General features: G+C 63.6%; 15 protein-coding genes. 9 read left to right on the top strand and 6 right to left on the bottom strand.

Going from position 1 to position 18,283, the window contains the following annotated elements; genetic code table 11:
* On the bottom strand, positions 1–1,704 hold the full coding sequence (locus R2669_RS07955; RefSeq protein WP_316899528.1) for an AMP-binding protein: 1,704 nt from the start codon (positions 1,702–1,704) through the stop codon (positions 1–3).
* Between the two features lie 201 nt (positions 1,705–1,905).
* Between R2669_RS07955 and R2669_RS07950 the strand changes: the two genes are divergently transcribed.
* The gene (locus R2669_RS07950; protein WP_147214623.1) at positions 1,906–2,616 is read left to right on the top strand and encodes a TetR/AcrR family transcriptional regulator; all 711 of its coding nucleotides are present in this window, start codon (positions 1,906–1,908) and stop codon (positions 2,614–2,616) included.
* Here the strand turns inward: R2669_RS07950 and R2669_RS07945 are convergent.
* Entirely contained in the window at positions 2,600–3,415 is an 816-nt protein-coding gene (locus R2669_RS07945; protein WP_316873712.1) for an oxygen-binding di-iron domain-containing protein, read from the bottom strand. The genes R2669_RS07950 and R2669_RS07945 overlap by 17 nt on opposite strands.
* Positions 3,416–3,668: 253 nt before the next feature.
* Here R2669_RS07945 and R2669_RS07940 point away from each other — a divergent pair, with 253 nt between their 5' ends.
* Positions 3,669–5,150 (top strand): DEAD/DEAH box helicase, encoded by a 1,482-nt coding sequence (locus tag R2669_RS07940; RefSeq protein WP_430708773.1) that lies wholly within the window; start codon positions 3,669–3,671, stop codon positions 5,148–5,150.
* 48 nt (positions 5,151–5,198) lie between these two features.
* On the opposite strand, the gene gluQRS is transcribed toward R2669_RS07940, so the two are convergent.
* Positions 5,199–6,134 carry a tRNA glutamyl-Q(34) synthetase GluQRS gene (gluQRS, locus tag R2669_RS07935; protein ID WP_316899524.1) on the bottom strand — a complete coding sequence of 312 codons (936 nt, stop codon included), beginning with the start codon at positions 6,132–6,134 and terminating at the stop codon, positions 5,199–5,201.
* A gap of 62 nt (positions 6,135–6,196) precedes the next feature.
* On the bottom strand, positions 6,197–7,099 hold the full coding sequence (locus tag R2669_RS07930) for a LysR family transcriptional regulator (RefSeq protein ID WP_316873166.1): 903 nt from the start codon (positions 7,097–7,099) through the stop codon (positions 6,197–6,199).
* Between the two features lie 106 nt (positions 7,100–7,205).
* Here R2669_RS07930 and R2669_RS07925 point away from each other — a divergent pair, with 106 nt between their 5' ends.
* Together R2669_RS07925 and R2669_RS07920 are read left to right on the top strand one after the other, a co-directional pair.
* The gene (locus tag R2669_RS07925) at positions 7,206–7,904 is read left to right on the top strand and encodes a pirin family protein (protein WP_316889639.1); all 699 of its coding nucleotides are present in this window, start codon (positions 7,206–7,208) and stop codon (positions 7,902–7,904) included.
* A 78-nt stretch (positions 7,905–7,982) separates the two neighbouring features.
* Entirely contained in the window at positions 7,983–8,555 is a 573-nt protein-coding gene (locus R2669_RS07920) for a flavodoxin family protein (protein WP_027680925.1), read from the top strand.
* 186 nt (positions 8,556–8,741) lie between these two features.
* On the opposite strand, the gene R2669_RS07915 is transcribed toward R2669_RS07920, so the two are convergent.
* Entirely contained in the window at positions 8,742–9,590 is an 849-nt protein-coding gene (locus tag R2669_RS07915; protein ID WP_316899522.1) for a sulfurtransferase, read from the bottom strand.
* 150 nt (positions 9,591–9,740) lie between these two features.
* Between R2669_RS07915 and dnaE the strand changes: the two genes are divergently transcribed.
* The 5 genes from dnaE (at position 9,741) to R2669_RS07890 (ending at position 17,302) form a co-directional block, all read left to right on the top strand.
* Entirely contained in the window at positions 9,741–13,259 is a 3,519-nt protein-coding gene (dnaE, locus tag R2669_RS07910; RefSeq protein WP_316899521.1) for a DNA polymerase III subunit alpha, read from the top strand.
* A gap of 83 nt (positions 13,260–13,342) precedes the next feature.
* Positions 13,343–14,410, top strand: coding sequence for a glycosyltransferase (locus R2669_RS07905; RefSeq protein ID WP_316899519.1), 1,068 nt, complete (start codon positions 13,343–13,345; stop codon positions 14,408–14,410).
* Entirely contained in the window at positions 14,407–15,687 is a 1,281-nt protein-coding gene (locus R2669_RS07900) for an O-antigen ligase family protein (RefSeq protein ID WP_316899517.1), read from the top strand. The genes R2669_RS07905 and R2669_RS07900 overlap by 4 nt, the downstream gene beginning before the upstream one ends.
* Before the next feature lie 12 nt (positions 15,688–15,699).
* Positions 15,700–16,473, top strand: coding sequence for a glycosyltransferase family 2 protein (locus R2669_RS07895; RefSeq protein WP_316899516.1), 774 nt, complete (start codon positions 15,700–15,702; stop codon positions 16,471–16,473).
* Positions 16,460–17,302, top strand: coding sequence for a glycosyltransferase family 2 protein (locus R2669_RS07890; protein WP_316899515.1), 843 nt, complete (start codon positions 16,460–16,462; stop codon positions 17,300–17,302). The genes R2669_RS07895 and R2669_RS07890 overlap by 14 nt, the downstream gene beginning before the upstream one ends.
* Before the next feature lie 16 nt (positions 17,303–17,318).
* On the opposite strand, the gene R2669_RS07885 is transcribed toward R2669_RS07890, so the two are convergent.
* Positions 17,319–18,101, bottom strand: coding sequence for a glycosyltransferase family 25 protein (locus R2669_RS07885; RefSeq protein WP_316899513.1), 783 nt, complete (start codon positions 18,099–18,101; stop codon positions 17,319–17,321).
* Positions 18,102–18,283 lie beyond the last annotated feature (182 nt).

Below are 18,283 nucleotides of genomic sequence, written 5' to 3'. Positions count from 1 at the left end.
TTAGAGCTGTTCAGCGAGCGGCGCGAGGTCCTGCTTGCGCACCTTGCCGGTGGCCGTGAGCGGCAGTGCATCGACAATGCGCACGATGGGCACCTTGTAGACGGCCATGTTCTCGCGGCACCAGCTGGTGAGCGCGGCGTCATCCAATGTGCCGACGGCCTCGGGGCGCAGCATCACGAAGGCGACGGGAAGCTGGCCGCGCTGCTCGTCGGCCCGGCCGACCACGGCAGAACCGAGGATGGCCGGATGCTTGCCGAGCATGGCTTCGATCTCCGCCGGAAATACGCTCATGCCATTGACCTTAAGCATCTCCTTGCGGCGGCCGAGATAGTGCAGGTAGCCCTGCTCGTCGATGCAGCCGATGTCGCCGGTGTGGAACCAGCCGTTGCGCAGCGTTTGGGCGGTGGCGTCGGGCTTGTTCCAGTAGCCCTTCAGCAGCGTTGGCGTGCGCACGCAGAGTTCGCCTTCGGCGCCGATGGGCATCAGTTCGTGCGTGTCGAAATCGCAGATCTTGAAATCAGTGCCGGGCACCGGCAGGCCCACGAAAATCGGCTGCGAGCGCAGATCGAAATCGTCGTCCTGCATGCCAACCGTGAAACTGTTGCAGGTCTGCGTTTCCGTCATGCCCCAGGCGCTCTCGGCCATCATCGAGCCGGTCAATTCGCGCCACGCGCGCCGGTATTCCGGGTTCAGCTTCTTCACGAACGACGACACGCCCGTATGCCGCAGCGAACGCAGGTTGTACGCATGCACACGCGGATGCGCCATCACCTCCGCCGCACTGTCGACCAGCATCGAACCGTTGGTCACGCGGTAGCGCTGCACGCCAGCCATGAAGGCCTCGGCATCCCAGCGGGCGAGCAACACCAGCGGCACGCCAAGGAAGGCAGGGAAGATCAGCCCAGTGTTTTCCCCCGCAATCCAGAACTGCGGGTAGAAGCTGAGCAGGACGGTGTCGGCATCCGCGCGCAGCGACACGGCCGAGAACGCAGCCGCCATGTCGACCATGTCCCCTTGCGTGTGGATGCAGCCCTTAGGTAGCCCCGTCGTGCCGCCGGTGTAGTTGAGCGCGGCAACCGCATCGAGCGAACCGGGCGGCAGGGGGATCGGCGTGGTCTGCGCCAGTGCCGGCAACAAGTCGATGACGTCTTCGCAGGGCATCGCCGGCTCGGTCAGCATGGCCGGCAGCGGCAGCGTCGGCTGTGTGGGGAGCACATCTGCGTAGCGTGTGACGAAGACGTGCTCGATCGACGTTTCAGCCCGCACGTCACGCACCAGCGGCATGAGACGGTCCAGCGTGACGATGGCGCGCGGTGTCGCGTCGCTCAGCGCATGCATCAACTCGGCGCGCTGTGACAGCGGGCTGATCGGCACGTACACGGCGCCCAGCTTGAGAATGCCGAAGAACACCGCATTGAATTGCGGACAATTCGACAGGAAGACCGCCACCCGGTCGCCCGCGCCAATGCCGTGTTGCGCGAGCAGCGCGGCGAAGCGGTCGGAGAGATCGTCGAGCTGGGCGAACGTCGTGTCGTGCCCGTAGAAGTGGATGGCCGGCTTGTCTGGCGTGGTGCGCGCCCAGTGCCGCAGATAGTCGGTGAGGGCAACGCGCCCGATCGGGTAATGCGGCTCACGTGGGGTATCGACCGGCCATGCGCGCGCCCAGAGCGCGCGAACGCGGCCGAGATACTCGGACTCGTCCATCGCCAAAGCTTGTCTCCGTTGGGTTGTGCAGTGCGTGCGCAGCGTGGCGCCTCACTGTCTATACTCAGAGGTAATTTTTTATACCAACGGGTATGAATATAGAAAGCGTTCTTTGATGCGTCAAGCATCGAGGCGCAAAGATGTCGCCAGGATGCGCACATGCCACGGCGCATCTGCAGGCGACATGCGAAAATATGTGTCATGTCCACCGTCCGCAAATCTGCCGTTTCCGACGTGCAACCGTCTGCTGAAACCGACGCCGTCGATGCCTCCGGCGTCACACCGCCGGCCACGCGCCCGCACATTGCCGAGCGGCAGGAGGCGCGCCGCCGGCAGATTCTCGACACCGCCGCACAGCTCTTCTTCACCAAAGGCTATGCCGGCATGACGATGAGCGACCTGTGCAACGCGCTCGGCGTAACCAAGCCGGCGGTGTACTACTACTTCACCGACAAATACGAGATATTCGACATCCTGTGCCGCGAGGCCGCGCAGATCTGCCTGTCGGCCATTCGGGAAACCGCCGATCCGGCGCTGCCCGTGCGGGAGCGTTTGCAGGCGTGTCTGCTGGAAATGGCGCGCCGTTGCATCGCGTGCCATTACGCCGCTGCGCTGACGTATCGCGATCGGCAATACCTGCGTCCCGAAACGGTGGAGTGGCTACACGGCATGTCGCGGGCGTATTACCGCGATCTCTATGCGCTGCTCGATGAGGGCAAGCGCGCCGGTGTGTTCGATTTTGGCGATGCGCGCGTCGCAGCGCACTCGATGGGCGGCGTCATGGGTTTCATGTACACCTGGCACGACCCGTCGCGCATCGATGCCGAGGTGCTGGCGGTGGAGCTGTCGGGCGCCATGATGAAGATCATCCTGCCCGCCGCCCCGAGCCCCGCAGCTAAGCCCGCGTCTTGAGCGTCGCGCCCGCTGGTGCGTTGGGCAAGGCGGGGAGGCGGAAAATCTCCGGCGTCATCAGGTCGATGCCGCAGTCCAGGGTTTCGACCCAATTGATGAACCGGTTGACCATGGCTGAACCGCGGAAAGGCTGCCCGTGCTGCGGCACGATCCATTCAATGTCCAGCCCCCGCACCATTTGCGCCCACAGCCGGCACACCCGGTTGCCGCTCATGTAGCGGCGGTGGAAGGGCGCCATCAACGGCAGGTGCGCATCAAAGTCGTCCACGGGTTTGGCGGCCACGTTGGCGTGCACCATCGATGCACCCAGATCGCCCGAGAACAGGATGCGCGACACCGGATCGTAGAACTGGAAATTGCCTTCCGAGTGCAGGAAATGCGCCGGCACGGCCAGCAGATGCGATTTCCCCAACGGAATCGCCATGCCCGTATCCGGGATCGGCACGATGCGGCCGTCGGTCTTGCCGACGTTGCAGAAATGCGGCAGGAAGCGCTCCCACACGCGCGAAATCAGGATGTCGCAACTTGAACTCGTCAGCCAACGTCCCGCCGAAGCGACGATGTCCGGGTCCGCATGCGAGGCGAGCACGTAGTCGAGCTGCTTGGGCGGGAAGTACCGGTTCATCGCCAGAAACAACGCGTTGTAGGTCATCTGGCCGCCCGGGTCGATCAGCGCGCCGTGGCCATGATCGACGATGAGGAACTGGTTGGTCTGCACCGGCAGGTCGTCGTGATCGTCGACCAGGTCGGAAAACATCAGGCAGACATGCTCGGGCGATTCATAGAGCGTGGTGACCATGGGAGAGGGCAGGGCGCGGATGGGAATGCCTGGATGGTGGCGCAGCGCGCGCCTGCCGCACTTGATCCGTGTCAAGGCAGGTGTGACGCCGGCATTGGCGAGGGTGTGCCAATCATCCGTCCCGGGCCGGTTCTCACGTGATAAACTTTTGATTTTTAACGCTTTGCGCGAGCCGCACGCGGGGTTTCCGCTTCGGTCTGGCGCGCCGCCATGCCAACCGGCATGCCGCATCTCCCCTATGAATACTGCAACGATGTCTGAAGCGTCAGAAGCGCCGGCCAATGAATCGGTGACATTCGACAGCTTCGGCCTGCATCCGGACGTCCTCCGCGCGCTGACCGAAAGCGGTTACACCAAGCCCACGCCCATCCAGGCCGCCGCCATTCCGGTGGTCACCGCTGGCCGCGACGTCATGGGCGCCGCGCAAACCGGCACCGGCAAGACCGCCGGTTTCTCGCTGCCGATCATCCATAACCTGCTGCCCGACGCCAACACGAGCGCATCGCCGGCACGCCATCCGGTGCGGGCGCTGATCCTCACGCCCACGCGCGAGCTGGCCGACCAGGTGTACGACAACGTCGCCAAGTACGCGAAGTACACGGCGTTGCGCAGCGCCGTCGTGTTCGGCGGCGTCGACATGAACCCGCAGACGGAGCAACTGCGCCGCGGCGTCGAAATCCTCGTGGCCACGCCGGGCCGCCTGCTGGACCACGTGCAACAGCGCAGCGTGAACCTGTCGCAGGTGCGCATGCTGGTGCTCGACGAAGCCGACCGCATGCTCGACATGGGCTTCCTGCCTGACCTGCAGCGCATCATCAACCTGCTGCCGGCACACCGCCAGACGCTGTTGTTCTCGGCGACGTTCTCTCCGGAGATCAAGAAGCTGGCCGCCAGCTACCTGCGTCATCCGCAGACCATTGAAGTGGCCCGCAGCAACGCCACGGCAGAGAATGTCCGCCAGGTCATCTACACGGTGCCGGACAACCACAAGCAAGCCGCGCTCGTGCACCTGTTGAAGCAGCGCGCCGAGCAAGGCTTGCCGCGCCAGTGCATCGTGTTCTCCAACAGCAAGATCGGCTGCTCGCGCCTGGCGCGCGCGCTGGAGCGCGAAGGCATCAACGCCAACGCCATCCACGGCGACAAGACGCAGACCGAACGCATGCAGACGCTCGAAGCGTTCAAGCAAGGTACCGTCGATGTGCTGGTCGCTACCGACGTGGCAGCGCGCGGTCTCGACATCTCGCAGATGCCGTGCGTGATCAACTTCGACCTGCCGTTCAACGCAGAAGATTACGTGCACCGCATTGGCCGCACGGGTCGTGCCGGCGCTTCGGGCGACGCACTGTCGCTGTTCGCCCCGGGCGATGAACGTCTGCTGGCCGATATCGAAAAGCTGATCAAGCGCAATTTGCCGCGCGAGCAACTGGCCGATTTCGATCCGACCGGCGAACAGGCGCGTGACCGTGAACGCCGCGAGCGCGACGAAAAGCGTGTCCGCAGCGAAGTCCGTCGCGCCCGTGAGCGCGATGAGCGTAACGGTGCGCGCGTGCTCGATCACACGATCGTACGCCCGGCGTTCCGCCCATCGGACGATCCGTTCTTCAACCGCCCGTACGAATCGTCTGTGCCGGCGGAATCGGCGGAGGCCGCCAAGCCGGCACAGCCCGCCGGACACCCGCGCACCGCCAAGCGGCCGATTGCGGCCTTGCTCGGTGGCGTGCCGCGCAAGCGTTAAGTCAGTCGACGGAAAGCGGCGGCGCTCCTGCCGCCCGGGTCAATTGCATCAGGCCAGCTGCGCCAAGCGATTGGCCCATGCCGGGACGGCGTCCCGGTAGAACCCCTCCACATCCTCTGCACGAATTTCCAGCCCGAGGTGCTGCGCCGCTTCGGTGAGCGCCGCTAGCGGTTGATTGCGGTTGATGGCGCGTGCACCCGTCTGCTTACTGAGCTTTTCGCCGTCAGCATTTACGACCACGGGCACGTGCAGGTAGCGCAGCGCGGGCAGGCCCAACAGCTGCTGCAGATAGGTCTGCCGCGGCGTCGAATCGAGCAGGTCGGCGCCCCGCACGACATCCGTGATGCCTTGCGCGGCATCGTCCACCACCACCGCAATCTGGTATGCCCACATGCCGTCCGCGCGCTTGAGCACGAAGTCTCCGACGGCTTCAGCCAAGTTCTGGCATTGCGTGCCTTGCCAGCGGTCGTCGAAGCAGATCGTGGCCGCATCGGCCTCTGGCACACGCACGCGCCATGCGCGCGCGGGGCGGCCGTGCAGCCCGTTGCGACACGTGCCGGGATAGATCAGCGTCTGGTGACGCACGTGCCCGTTCGCGTCGATGCTGGTGACGGAATCCGCAATTTCGCGGCGCGTGCAGCCGCACGGGTAGAGGCGGCCGACGGCCTGCAACTGCTCAAGCGCCTGTTCAAAGCGCGGGAGGTGCGTGCTCTGCCACTGCGGGGCTTCGTCGGGAATGAGCCCGAGCGCATCCAGTGTGGCGAGGATGTCGCGGTCGGCGCCGGGCACGTTGCGCTGGAAGTCGATGTCTTCGATCCGCACGAGCCACGTGCCGCCGTGTACGCGCGCATCCAGCCAGCTTGCCAATGCGGTGACCAGGGAGCCGATATGCAGCGGGCCCGTGGGCGAGGGCGCAAAGCGGCCGCGGTATTGGCCGCGCGACGCGTTGATGGATTCCGGAAAATCGAGATTGGCTTGGGACAACGCAACGCTCCAGGCGCAGAAGTCGATGGCGCTATTGTGCGCGATTTGGCGGCCTGAGGCGCCTACTGCATCATCAAGGCCTGCCCCAGGCGCGGGTCTTCCAGCTTGTCGACCCACCATTGCAGTGCCTTGCCGCGCATGTTGTTGCGCCAGGCAACCTGAAACGTGCCGGCGCGCTTGTCTTCGGTGGTTTCCTTGGCGATCAGCACGCCGGAATCGAGATACGGTTGCGCCAACGGCACCGGGAGCCAGCCGCAGCCCAGGCCGCGAATCTGCGCCTGCACCTTGTCCGCCATGGACGGCACGACCAGCGTGTCCTGTCCAGCCATCACGCCGATGGTGCGTGCGGGCAGGTTGCGCGACGTATCCCCCACGGCAACGATGCGATGCCGCGTGATGGCGGTTGCGGGCAGCGGCTCCTCCATTTGCGCCAGTGGATGATGTGCGGCGACCGCAAACACGAACGGAATATTGCCCACCGTACGCGTCTGAATGCCCTGCACCTGCATCACTTGTGCGGGGCCGATCAGCAAATCCGCACGGCCAGAAAGCAGTGCGTCCCACGTGCCGGCCAGCACCTCACGGCAGAAGCGCAGGCGCGTGGCGGTGTTTTCGGCGTAGAAATCCTGGATGACGGGCATCAGTGCGCGGAAGTGCACGAGATCGTCGACTACGATGGTCAACGTGGCTTCCCATCCGGTGGCGAGGCGTTTGACGCGGCGTGCGAGTTCATCGGCCGCCTGCAACAGATGGCGGCCTTCGTCGAGCAGCGCGCGGCCGGCGGGTGTGAGTTCAGCCCGGTGGCGGCGTCGGTCGAACAGCAGGACGTCGAGATCGTCTTCCAGCTTGCGCACCACATAGGTGAGCGCTGACGGCACTTTGCCGAGTTCATGCGCTGCGGCGGCAAAGCTGCCCTTGCGTTCGATCGCGTCCAGCACTTCTAGAGATTCCAGCGAGAGCGCCATATTCAGAATTTTTGATGTATTGAATCAAAGCCTTACCGCGCAACTATAGCCAATCTGCGTACCATTCACACATCGACGCAGTAATTTGGATAGGAGATTCATCAAAATGATTGAAATCCGCCCCTCTCAAGATCGCGGGTACGCAGACCACGGCTGGCTGAAGTCGTATCACAGCTTCTCATTTGCTGATTACATGGACCCGGAGCACGTTCAATTCGGGCCGTTGCGCGTCATCAACGAAGACCGCGTCGCCGCCGGCATGGGCTTTGGCACCCACGGCCACCGCGACATGGAAATCATCAGTTACGTGCTGGATGGCGAGCTGGCGCACAAGGACAGCATGGGCAACGGCAGCGTGCTGCGCCGGGGCGACGTGCAGCGCATGACGGCTGGGACAGGCGTGCGTCACTCCGAGTTCAACCACGCGCAGGACCAGACCACGCATTTCCTGCAGATCTGGGTGCTGCCGGCGCAGTTGAACCTGACGCCGGGCTACGAAGAACGCCATTTCGACGAGGCGGCCAAGCGCGGCAAGCTGGCCCTGATCGCCAGCGCCGACGGCCGTGACGGATCGGTGAAAGTGCACCAGGACATGGCGCTCTACGCCGGCAAGTTCGATGGCGCAGAAACTGCGTCCCTGCCGATCGCCGCAGGCCGCCGCGCTTATGTGCACGTCGTGCGCGGCAAGGTGAGCGTTAACGGTCGCACGCTGGTCGGCGGCGACGCAGCCAAGCTGACGCAGGAAGAGACGGTGATGCTCTCCGGCGGCGAAGACGGCGAAGTGCTGGTGTTCGATCTGCCGTAATGTGGATGGCGCACGCTCTGTGCGCCATTTTTCTTTTCCGTTGTTCCCCGCCGTACCCCTAACCCCAAGAGGATTCCCATGGCACGAGTTGCAGTCGTTTATCACAGCGGTTATGGCCACACCAAGAAGCAGGCCGAGGCCGTATTTGCAGGCATTCAAGGCGCCGGCGCCGAAGCACACCTGATCTCCGTCACGGACGTCAACGACGATACCTGGGCGCTGCTCGCCGGTGTCGACACGATCGTCTTTGGCGCGCCGACCTACATGGGCGGCGTTTCCGGCGACTTCAAGAAGTTTGCCGATGCATCGTCCAAGGCGTGGTTTACCGGTGCGTGGAAGGACAAGATCGCTGCGGGGTTCACGAATTCCGCATCGATGAACGGTGACAAGTACGCGTCGATCCAGTATCTGTGGACGCTGTCGCAGCAGCACGGAATGATCTGGGTCGGCACGGGCATGATGCCGGCCAACAGCAAGGCCGCTACGCGCAACGATGTGAATTACCTCGCGGGTTTTGGCGGCGCGCTTGCGCAGTCGCCGTCGGATGCGAGCCCGGAAGAAGGTCCGCTGCCCGGCGACCTGGAAACCGCCAAGCTGTTCGGTGAACGTATTGTTGCCATCACGAACCAGTTCGTGCGCGGCCGTCAGTAAAACGGATGTCTCAAAGAAAAACGCCGGCATGTCCGGCGTTTTTTTGCTGGCGCGCTGCGAAAGGTCAGAAGCGCGTGCCCGCTCCGCAGAAGACGCCGCGGTTCGATCCGCCCTCGCAACTCGCTGCGCAACCGCCCAGTGCCGCAAGGCACAGCGCGGTGACGAGGAGGCGGGCGGCGAGGCACTTCATGCGGCGGCGCGTGTTTGGTTGCCGGCGCAATGCGGGCAGCGCTGGCCGGGGATGTAGTCGGGGGACTGCTGTTCTTCCGGCGTCACCACGGCGCGGCAGGCAAAGCATTGTTTCGGCCCAGCCGGCAGCAGTTCGGCATTGAGCGCTGTGCGGTGATCGAACACGAAGCAATCGCCATCGTAATGGGCGCCGCCGACTTCCTCGAAATACTTGAGGATGCCGCCTTCGAGCTGATAGACGCGCTCGATACCGATCTCCTGCATGTGAATTGCTGCCTTTTCGCAGCGGATGCCGCCGGTGCAGAACGACACGACCGTCTTGCCGGCAAAGTCGTCCTTGTGCGCGGCAATGGCGGGCGGGAATTCAGTGAACTTCTTGAGGTTGTATTCGACGACGTTCTTGAACGTGCCCACGGCGACTTCATAGTCGTTGCGCGTGTCGAGCATCACCACGGGGCGGCCTTCGTCGTCGTGGCCCTGGTCGAGCCAGCGCTTGAGGTCCGGCGGCGCGACCGACGGCGCGCGGCCTTCTTCGGGGCGGATCAGCGGATGGCGCATGGTGATGATTTCTTTCTTCATGCGCACCAGCAGGCGGCGGAACGGCTGGTGGTCGGACAGGCTTTCCTTCGGTGCCAGGTCAGCAAAACGGGGGTCGGCGCGCAGCCAGCCGACGATGCCGTCAATGGCCTCACGCGAGCCGGCCAGGAAGATGTTGATGCCCTCGGGCGCCAGCAGCACGGTGCCCTTCAGCCCGCGCGCCTGGCACTCGGCCAGCAGGGCGGGGCGCAGGGTCTCGCGGTCATCGAGGGTGACGAATTTGTAAGCGGAAATATTGACGATCTGCATGTGCTGCCGCGCCATTTTCTGGCGCCTTGGGTAACCCGTTGATTCGTAAGCCGAAATTATAGCCGCCCGCGCAGCTGCGCGGGGTTGTCGCCGGTCAACAGGGCGCGCCCGGAATGCTTTGCGGAAGGTGTCACCCGTTACAATACGCGGATGAATTCGCCGCGCTTCGTCCACCTCCGTCTCCACTCCGAATATTCCGTCGTCGATGGCAACGTCCGTCTCGACGATGCCGTCAAGGCTGCCGCCAAAGACGGCATGGGCGCCTTGGCGCTGACTGATCTCGCCAACGCCTTCGGGCTGGTGCGTTTCTACAAGGAAGCGCGTGGCAAGGGCGTGAAGCCCATCGTCGGGGCCGACGTGTGGATCACTAATCACGACGAGCGCGACAAGCCGACGCGCCTGCTGTTGCTGGTGCGTGACAAGCAGGGTTACCTGAACCTGTGCCAGTTGCTGGCCCGGGCGTGGCTTTCCAATCAACATCGCGGCCGCGCGGAAATCGCCCCCGAATGGTTCGATGAGCCGGGCGTTGAGAACGCGCCGCTGGCCACCGGCCTCCTGGCCCTTTCGGGCGCCATGGCCGGCGATATCGGCATGGCGCTGGCCAACGGAAACGATGCGCTGGCGCGCAAGCTGGCAACGAACTGGTCGCGCGTGTTTCCGGGCGCTTTCTACATCGAGCTGCAGCGCGCCGGGCACGCCGGCACCGAAGCCTACATTCAGCAGGCTGTGAAGCTGGCCTCGGCGATGCAGTTGCCGGTGGTGGCCACGCATCCGGTGCAATTCATGACGCCGGATGACTTCACGGCCCACGAAGCGCGCACCTGCATCGCCGAGGGCGAGTTGCTCGCCAATCCGCGCCGCGCCCGTCGTTTCACGACGGAGCAGTATTTCAAGACGCAGGACGAGATGTGCGCGCTGTTTGCCGACATCCCCTCCGCGCTGGCCAATTCGGTGCAGATCGCGCAGCGTTGCAACCTCAAGCTGGAACTGGGCAAGCCCAAGCTGCCGCTGTTCCCGACGCCCGATGGCATGTCGCTGGACGATTATCTCGTCCAGCTCGCCAAGGAAGGGCTGGAAAAGCGCATGGAAGTGCTGTTCCCGGACGAAGCCGTACGCGAGTCCAAACGCGCCGAGTATTACGCCCGCCTGGAATTCGAAACCGGCACCATCATCAAGATGGGCTTCCCGGGCTACTTCCTGATCGTTGCCGACTTCATCAACTGGGCCAAGAATAACGGCGTGCCGGTGGGGCCGGGCCGGGGCTCGGGCGCAGGTTCGCTGGTGGCGTATGCGCTGGGCATTACCGATCTGGATCCCCTCAAATACAACCTGCTGTTCGAGCGTTTCCTGAATCCGGAACGTGTGTCGATGCCCGACTTCGACATCGACTTCTGCCAGCACGGCCGCGACCGCGTCATCCAGTACGTGAAGGAAAAGTACGGCAAGGACGCCGTCTCGCAGATCGCCACGTTCGGCACGATGGCCGCCAAGGCTGCGGTGCGCGACGTGGGCCGCGTGCTCGATCTCGGCTACAACTTTGTAGACGGCGTGGCCAAGCTGATCCCGTTCAAGCCGGGCAAGCTCGTCACGCTGGAAGAAGCGAAGAAGGAAGAGCCGCTGCTGGCCGAGCGCGAGGCCAACGAAGAAGAAGTCAAGCAGCTGCTGGAACTTGCCCAGCGCGTCGAAGGCATGACCCGTAACGTCGGCATGCACGCTGGCGGTGTGCTGATCGCCCCGGGCAAGTTGACCGATTTCTGCCCGCTCTACACGCAAGGCGGTGAAGACGCCGGCGTCGTCAGTCAGTACGACAAGGACGACGTGGAAGCCGTCGGCCTGGTCAAGTTCGACTTCTTGGGCCTGACCACGCTGACGATCCTCGACTGGGCCGAGCGCTACATCCGCATGCTCGATCCGTCCAAGGCGGATTGGAACTGCAGCCACATTCCGCTGACGGACAAGAAGGCGTTCGACATCCTGAAGACGGCCAACACGGTCGCCGTGTTCCAGCTGGAAAGCCGCGGCATGCAAGGCATGCTGAAGGACGCCAAGCCTGACCGCTTTGAGGACATCATCGCCCTGGTGGCACTGTATCGCCCGGGCCCGATGGACCTGATTCCGAGCTTCTGCGCGCGCAAGCACGGCCGCGAGAAGGTCGAGTACCCCGACCCGCGCGTCGAGCCGGTGCTCAAGGAGACCTACGGCATCATGGTCTACCAGGAGCAGGTGATGCAGATGGCGCAGATCGTGGGCGGATACTCGCTTGGCGGCGCCGACTTGCTGCGCCGCGCGATGGGTAAGAAGAAGCCCGAAGAGATGGCACAGCACCGAGAGCTGTTCCGCGCGGGCGCTGCCAAGGACGGGCTCTCCACCGAAAAGGCCGATGAAATCTTCGACCTGATGGAGAAGTTCGCGGGCTACGGCTTCAACAAGTCGCACGCGGCCGCGTATGCGCTGCTGGCGTATTACACGGCGTGGCTCAAGGCGCATCACCCGGCCGAATTCATGGCAGCCAACATGTCGCTCGCCATGGACGACACCGACAAGGTGAAGATCCTTTACGACGATGCCCGAGGCAAGAACGGCCTGACCATCCTGCCGCCTGATATCAACGCCAGCCAGTATCGTTTTGCACCGACCGACGCCAAGACCATCCGCTACGGCCTGGGCGGCGTGAAGGGCAGCGGCCAGGGCGCCATCGAAGACATCCTGCGTGCACGCGAAGACGGCCCGTTCAAGGACTTGTTCGACTTCTGCGAACGCGTCGACCGCCGCCAGGTCAATCGCCGCACGATCGAAGCGCTGGTGCGCGCCGGCGCCTTCGACAGCCTCAACGCCAACCGCGCGCAGCTGCTCGCCTCGATCGGCCTGGCCATGGAAGCCGCCGAGCAGAAAGCAGCGGCTGCCAACCAGGTGTCGCTGTTCGATCTGATGAGCGGTGACGATGCCGAGCAGCATCGCCCCGAACTCGTCGATGAGCCGGCCTGGTCTACCAAGCGCAAGCTGCAGGAAGAAAAGCAGGCGCTGGGTTTCTATCTCTCTGGCCACTTGTTCGATGAATACCGCGACGAAGTGCGCCGCTTTGCGCGTACGACGCTGGCCGATCTGGCTCGCGAAGTGACCGACAAGGGCAACGGCGGCGGCTACGGCAACCGCGATGCACGTAACAAGACGGTGGCCGGCGTGATTGTCGGGCAGCGCACGCAGATGACGCAGCGCGGCAAGATGCTGATCGTCATGCTCGACGACGGCTCCGCCAGCGAAGCCACCGAAGTGACGGTCTTCAACGAAGTCTTCGAGGCCAATCGCGCGCTGTTCAAGGAAGACGAAGTGCTGATCGTGCAGGGCAGCGCTCGCCATGACATGTTCACTGGCGGTGTGCGTGTGACCGCCGAATCCGTCATGGACATGACCCAGGCGCGCGCCAAGTTTGCGCGGGCGATTCGGCTGTCGATGAACGGCGATTCGACAGCGGCCAAGCTGCGCGATCTGCTTTCGCCGCATGTGGCGGCAGATGGCAACGGCGTCTCGGTACGCATCAACTACGTTTGCGAGCAGGCCCGCTGCGAAGCCGTGCTTGGCGACGCATGGCGCATTGTTCCGAGCGAAGCGGCAATCGCCGCGCTGCGTCAGGCGCTGGACGCCGAGAACGTGGCAACGGTGTACGAGTAGTTCGAAGATGGCGCGGGGGGCGCCATTGCCGGGCGGGTGCTCGGCACGACTGCAGTCTCAATACGATTATTACTAGAGCATCCATGAACGTCGGAATCTCGTGCAACGCGCTGGGCTACAGCGGCGGCAGCGAGCGCTACGCGATGGACCTGGTGCGCGGTCTGCATGAGCGCGCCATCCGTCCTGTGTTCTTCGCCAAGATGGTGGACAAGGCGCTTCCCGAATACCGCCAGGTCAAGGCCGTTGCATTGCCCACGCGCAAGCTGCCCGGCAAATTGAATGACCACGCGTTCGGCTGGCTTGTGCGCTATCTGGCCAAGCGCGAGCGCATCGATCTGATGATCGGCTGCAATCGCACGGGCGCTTCGGATATCGCGATTTGCGGCGGTACCCACGTCGGCTATCTGAAGAGCTTTTCAAAAGAGCCCGCCTTCTGGGATCGCCAGCAGATTGCCCTGGAGCGCCGCGACTATGTGCGCTCGCACGTCGTCGTTGCGCACTCCCGACTGATGGCGCAGGAAGTGCTCGACTACTACGACATTCCGGCTGACAAGGTAAAGACGGTGTACCCCCCCGTGAGTGAGACGAAGTTCTCGCCGGTGGATGAAGCACAGCGCCAGCGCCTGCGCGATGAGTTGGGCTTCGCGAAGGACCGCGTCACGTTTGTGTTCCCGTCGTCGAGTCACAAGCGCAAGGGCTATCCGCTGCTGGAGGCGTTTTTCTCGAAGACGGATTTGCCTGTGCAGCTGGCGGTGATCGGGCGGCCGGTGTCGTCGTCCTCGCCCAACATTCGCTACCTGGGATACCGCAAGGACATCGAAAACGTCTACCGCGCGGCGGATTACACGATCCTCGCTTCGCACTACGAGCCGTTCGGGCTGATTGGTGTGGAGTCCGTCCTGTGCGGCACGCCTGCCGTGCTCGCAGCCAATATCGCCTGCACTGAGGTGATCTCGGAAGAAGGGGCGCCCACCTTCGATCTCGATGACCCGGCCACGTTGGCCCGCACGATTGAGACGGTCGTAGCGCGTGCGCACGCTGGGCAAGCGCGCCTGCTGAATCCGCGCGAGCACCTTCGCTATGACCCGAGCATCGCTGCGCACATTGATGCTCTCCTGGCGCTTGCGCCCGGCGCAGGGACACTGCGATGAGCGGCCTGACGCAAAGGGGCCGGACGCTGTTATCCAGCGCGCCGGCGGCTCTGGCTGTGTTCGGAATCGCCGTTCTCCCGGCCTTCATGCTGTCGGTGCGCGGTGCGGCGTTCCTGTCGTTTTCCCTGCTGCTGGTTGCCGCGTTCTGGTCGATGCTGGCCGCGCCTGCGGAGGTCTTGAGCCGACTGCGGACGATGTGGCGCGAACATCGCTGGCTGATTCTCGCCATGGCGGCCATGCCCACCGCGATGCTGGTCAGCGCTCAGCTGAACCCTGCCGCACCGCGCAGTGTGCCGTTTGCCTATGGCCGGCTCTGGCTGTTCGGGCTGGCGCTGTTTGCGCTGTTGCAATTGCGGCCTAAACAGCTGGAGAGTGTGCAGTGGGGATGTGTTGCCGGCGCGCTGGCCTCCGTTGTGTGGGCTTATCTCGAATTGCGCATCGGACGGCCCGACAAGATCGGGGCATTCGCCAACACAATCCCTTTCGGCAATCTATCGTTGCTGATGGGCCTGTTCTCGCTGATTTCCATTGGTTGGTCTAAAGGAGATGGGTGGCCCCTTATTGCGTTGCGTTTGCTGGGAGGGGGGGCAGGGCTTGTTGCGTCGTACATGTCGCAGTCGCGGGGCGGCTGGGTTGCAATCCCCGTGCTGCTCCTGATCGCCGTGGCGACACTGCGTCACGTGAGCTGGAAGAAGCGAGTGGCAGCGTTGCTGGTGTTCTTCGCGCTGTTGGCGGCGGTATGCGTGTCGTCGAGTATGGTTCGTGCCCGGTTCGATCAGGCAGTCAGCGATTTGCACGCCTATCAAGCGGGTCAGACCAACACGTCGGTCGGTATCCGCTTCCAACTCTGGAAAGCCGCGACCTTGATGCTGACGCGCCACCCGCTAGCCGGAGTGGGAAGAGGGCAATTCGAACCCGCCCTCAAGGCGATTCACGCGGAAGGCCTGATCACAAAGGAGGCGACTGCCTTCGAGCATGCCCACAACGAGTTTCTATACAATGGCGCCACGCTTGGCATGCTGGGCATCGGCGCATTGCTGGCGCTGTATCTGGTACCCGCCGCGTACTTTCTGCGTGCTGCGTTGTGCGACGATCGCGTCCTGCGTACAACGGGGGCGATGGGCCTCACGTTATGCGTCGGTTTCGTCCTGTTCGGCCTGACCGAAGTGATGCTGATCATCGCGCAGACGGTCGTGTTCTACAGCGTGATGGTGGCCGTATTCACCGCGCATATTCACCGGCGCCGACAGCAGCTTGGCGCCGCTCCTGTTCTCTGAGATCGCTTTCGCATGTCCGCATCCAATCGAGCCACGCTCGCCGTCATCATCGTCGCCAAGAATGAAGCCGCTGATATCGGCGACTGCATCCGCTCGGTGCGCGACTGGGCGGACGATGTCATCGTCTTCGACTCGGGCAGCACGGACGGCACGCAGGACATCTGCCGCCAGCTCGGTGCGCGCGTGTTCGAGACCGACTGGCCCGGCTACGGGGAGCAGTCCAACCGTGCCTTGCGCGAAGCCCGTACCGACTGGGTGCTTTCGTTGGACGCCGATGAGCGCATCAGCCCCGAATTGCGTGCCGAGATGATCGCCGTACTCGAATCGGGGAGCCCGCACACCGTCTACTCCATGCCGCGCAGCTCCAGTTTTTGCGGCCGCTTCATGAAGCACTCGGGTTGGTGGCCGGACCGCATTCGCCGCTTCTTCAAGCGCGAGCAGGTGACGTTCTTCGATGCGCCGGTGCACTCCCACTTGGTCTTCGAGGGTACGGTGGGCGACTTCCGCGCACCGATCATCCACTATTCGATTCCCGATCTGAAGGCTGCGCTGGACAAGGCCAACGATTATTCGACCGCCGGAGCGGCCGCAGCTTATGCCAAGGGCAAGCGCGCGTCGTTGGGCAGTGCGATCGGCCACGGGCTGTGGGCGTTCATCCGTACGTACATCATCCAGCGGGGTTTCCTAGATGGCGCGGAGGGCTTCATGCTCGCGGTGTCGAACGCCGAGGGCACGTATTACCGCTACGTCAAGCTGATGATGCTGCATCGTCATGGCAAGCGCTGAACCGCCGCGTCGCATCGCCCTCATCGTTACGACGTATAACCGCCCGGACGCGCTGATTCGCGTACTGGCCGGCTGTGGCGCACAGACCGATCGCGCATTCGACGTCATTGTCGCCGACGACGGTTCGCGCGATGACACACGCGTGGCGGTCGAAACCGCTGCCAAGACCGCGCCGTATCCCCTGCGCCATGTTTGGCAACCCGACGACGGCTTTCGCGCTGGCGAAATCCGCAATCGCGGCGTGCTGGCGACGGACGCCGACTACCTCGTTTTTCTCGATGGCGATTGCGTGCCGCGTCCGGATTTCGTTGCCCGGCATCGCGCGTTGGCCGAGCGGGGTCGCCTGCTGTCCGGTAGTCGCATCCTGCTGAATGAGGCGATGACGCGTGAGGTTGTCACCCAGCAGATCGACATTCACCTGAAGGACCGCGCGTATTGGTTTGCCGCCTGGCGCGCGGGCCGCATCAACAAATTCTTGCCGCTATTGGTGCCGGGTTTGCCGGTGCCGCGCACTTTCAAGGACACCAGCCTGCGCGGCATCAAGAGCTGCAACCTTGGCGTCTGGCGCAGCGATTTTGAGCGCGTGAACGGCTTCGATCAGAGCTTCGTCGGGTGGGGTCATGAAGACGCCGATCTGGCGGTCCGCCTATACAACGCTGGTGTGCGGCGCAAGCGCGGCTTCTGCGCGACCGAAGTCTTTCACCTATGGCATCGCGAGCAATCGCGCGAGCAGGAAAGCCCCAACTATCAACGCATGATGGCTCGGCGCGATACCGACATCATCCGCGCAGACGTGGGGCTTGCAGAACTGCGAGAGCGAGGCGCCTGAGCGGGCGCCGTCATGCTCACCAAGTCTTCTTCTGCTTAACGATGCCGAGGAACGGCCGCACGAAGATCTGATAGAGGAACTTGCGCACGAAAATCTGGCGCAGATGGTGGCCGAGGCCCAGCCGGTTGTCGGCTTCACGGCTTTTGATGGCGCGATCGGCTTCGAGGTTCGAGCCGCTATCGAAGTTCTGCACGCCAATCACATAAGGCACGACGGCACGCATCTGGACGATGCCTTCGCGCTCGAACTTGTACCAATAGTCTGCGGCCAGCCACACAGGATAGAGCTGCTCGACCATCCGTTTAGCCGCGGCGCGCGTGACGAAATAGCCATGCGCGAGCCACTGATAGTTGGCAAGTTTGACCGTGCGGTGGTGCGCCGTCAGGGGCCGGGCGCTGCGCTTGTAGTAACGGTCGATGTGCGTGAGCAGCGTGACGACCGGTTCGTCGGGTGACACGCTCTGTGCCAGAGCTTGGACCACGGCGGGCACATCCGGCCCGAGTTTCGCATCGTCTTCGAGAATGAGCGCGTAGGGCAGGTCCTGCTCGATCATTGCGCGGTAGACGCCGAGGTGGCTGAGCGCGCAGCCGACTTCGCCGACGGTCAATTCGCGGCTTTGGCTCGTAGCGCGTGCGTGGTCATAGTGGCGGGCAAGTTCGTCGGCGGGAAGTGTCTTGCCGTACACACCGGGGAAGCGGCGATGCGGCAGGCCCAACGCATCGAGTTGTCGCTCCAGCGCTTCGCGGCGCCCGGCGTCATGATCGAGATTGATGAAAAACGTGGGAACGCGCGAACTCATTGCGGAAGCGTCAGTTGATCCGCCGGCCAGTCTGGACCGGGCATTGCGCAGCAGGATGGGCCGGGTGGTGGATTGCCGCTAAAATGCCGGGTCGCCCGTCTGTCGGATGACAGCCGCTGCGACGCACTTTATGGCGGCCATGCGATCGCCATGCGACGCACGCTGCCCACCCTCATTTGAAA

It is taken from the genome of Ralstonia edaphi, from assembly GCF_958350185.1.
GTDB classification, from domain to species: domain Bacteria; phylum Pseudomonadota; class Gammaproteobacteria; order Burkholderiales; family Burkholderiaceae; genus Ralstonia; species Ralstonia edaphi.
Note: the sequence above shows the minus strand (reverse complement) of the source record. Positions and strands in the feature narration are given on the sequence as shown.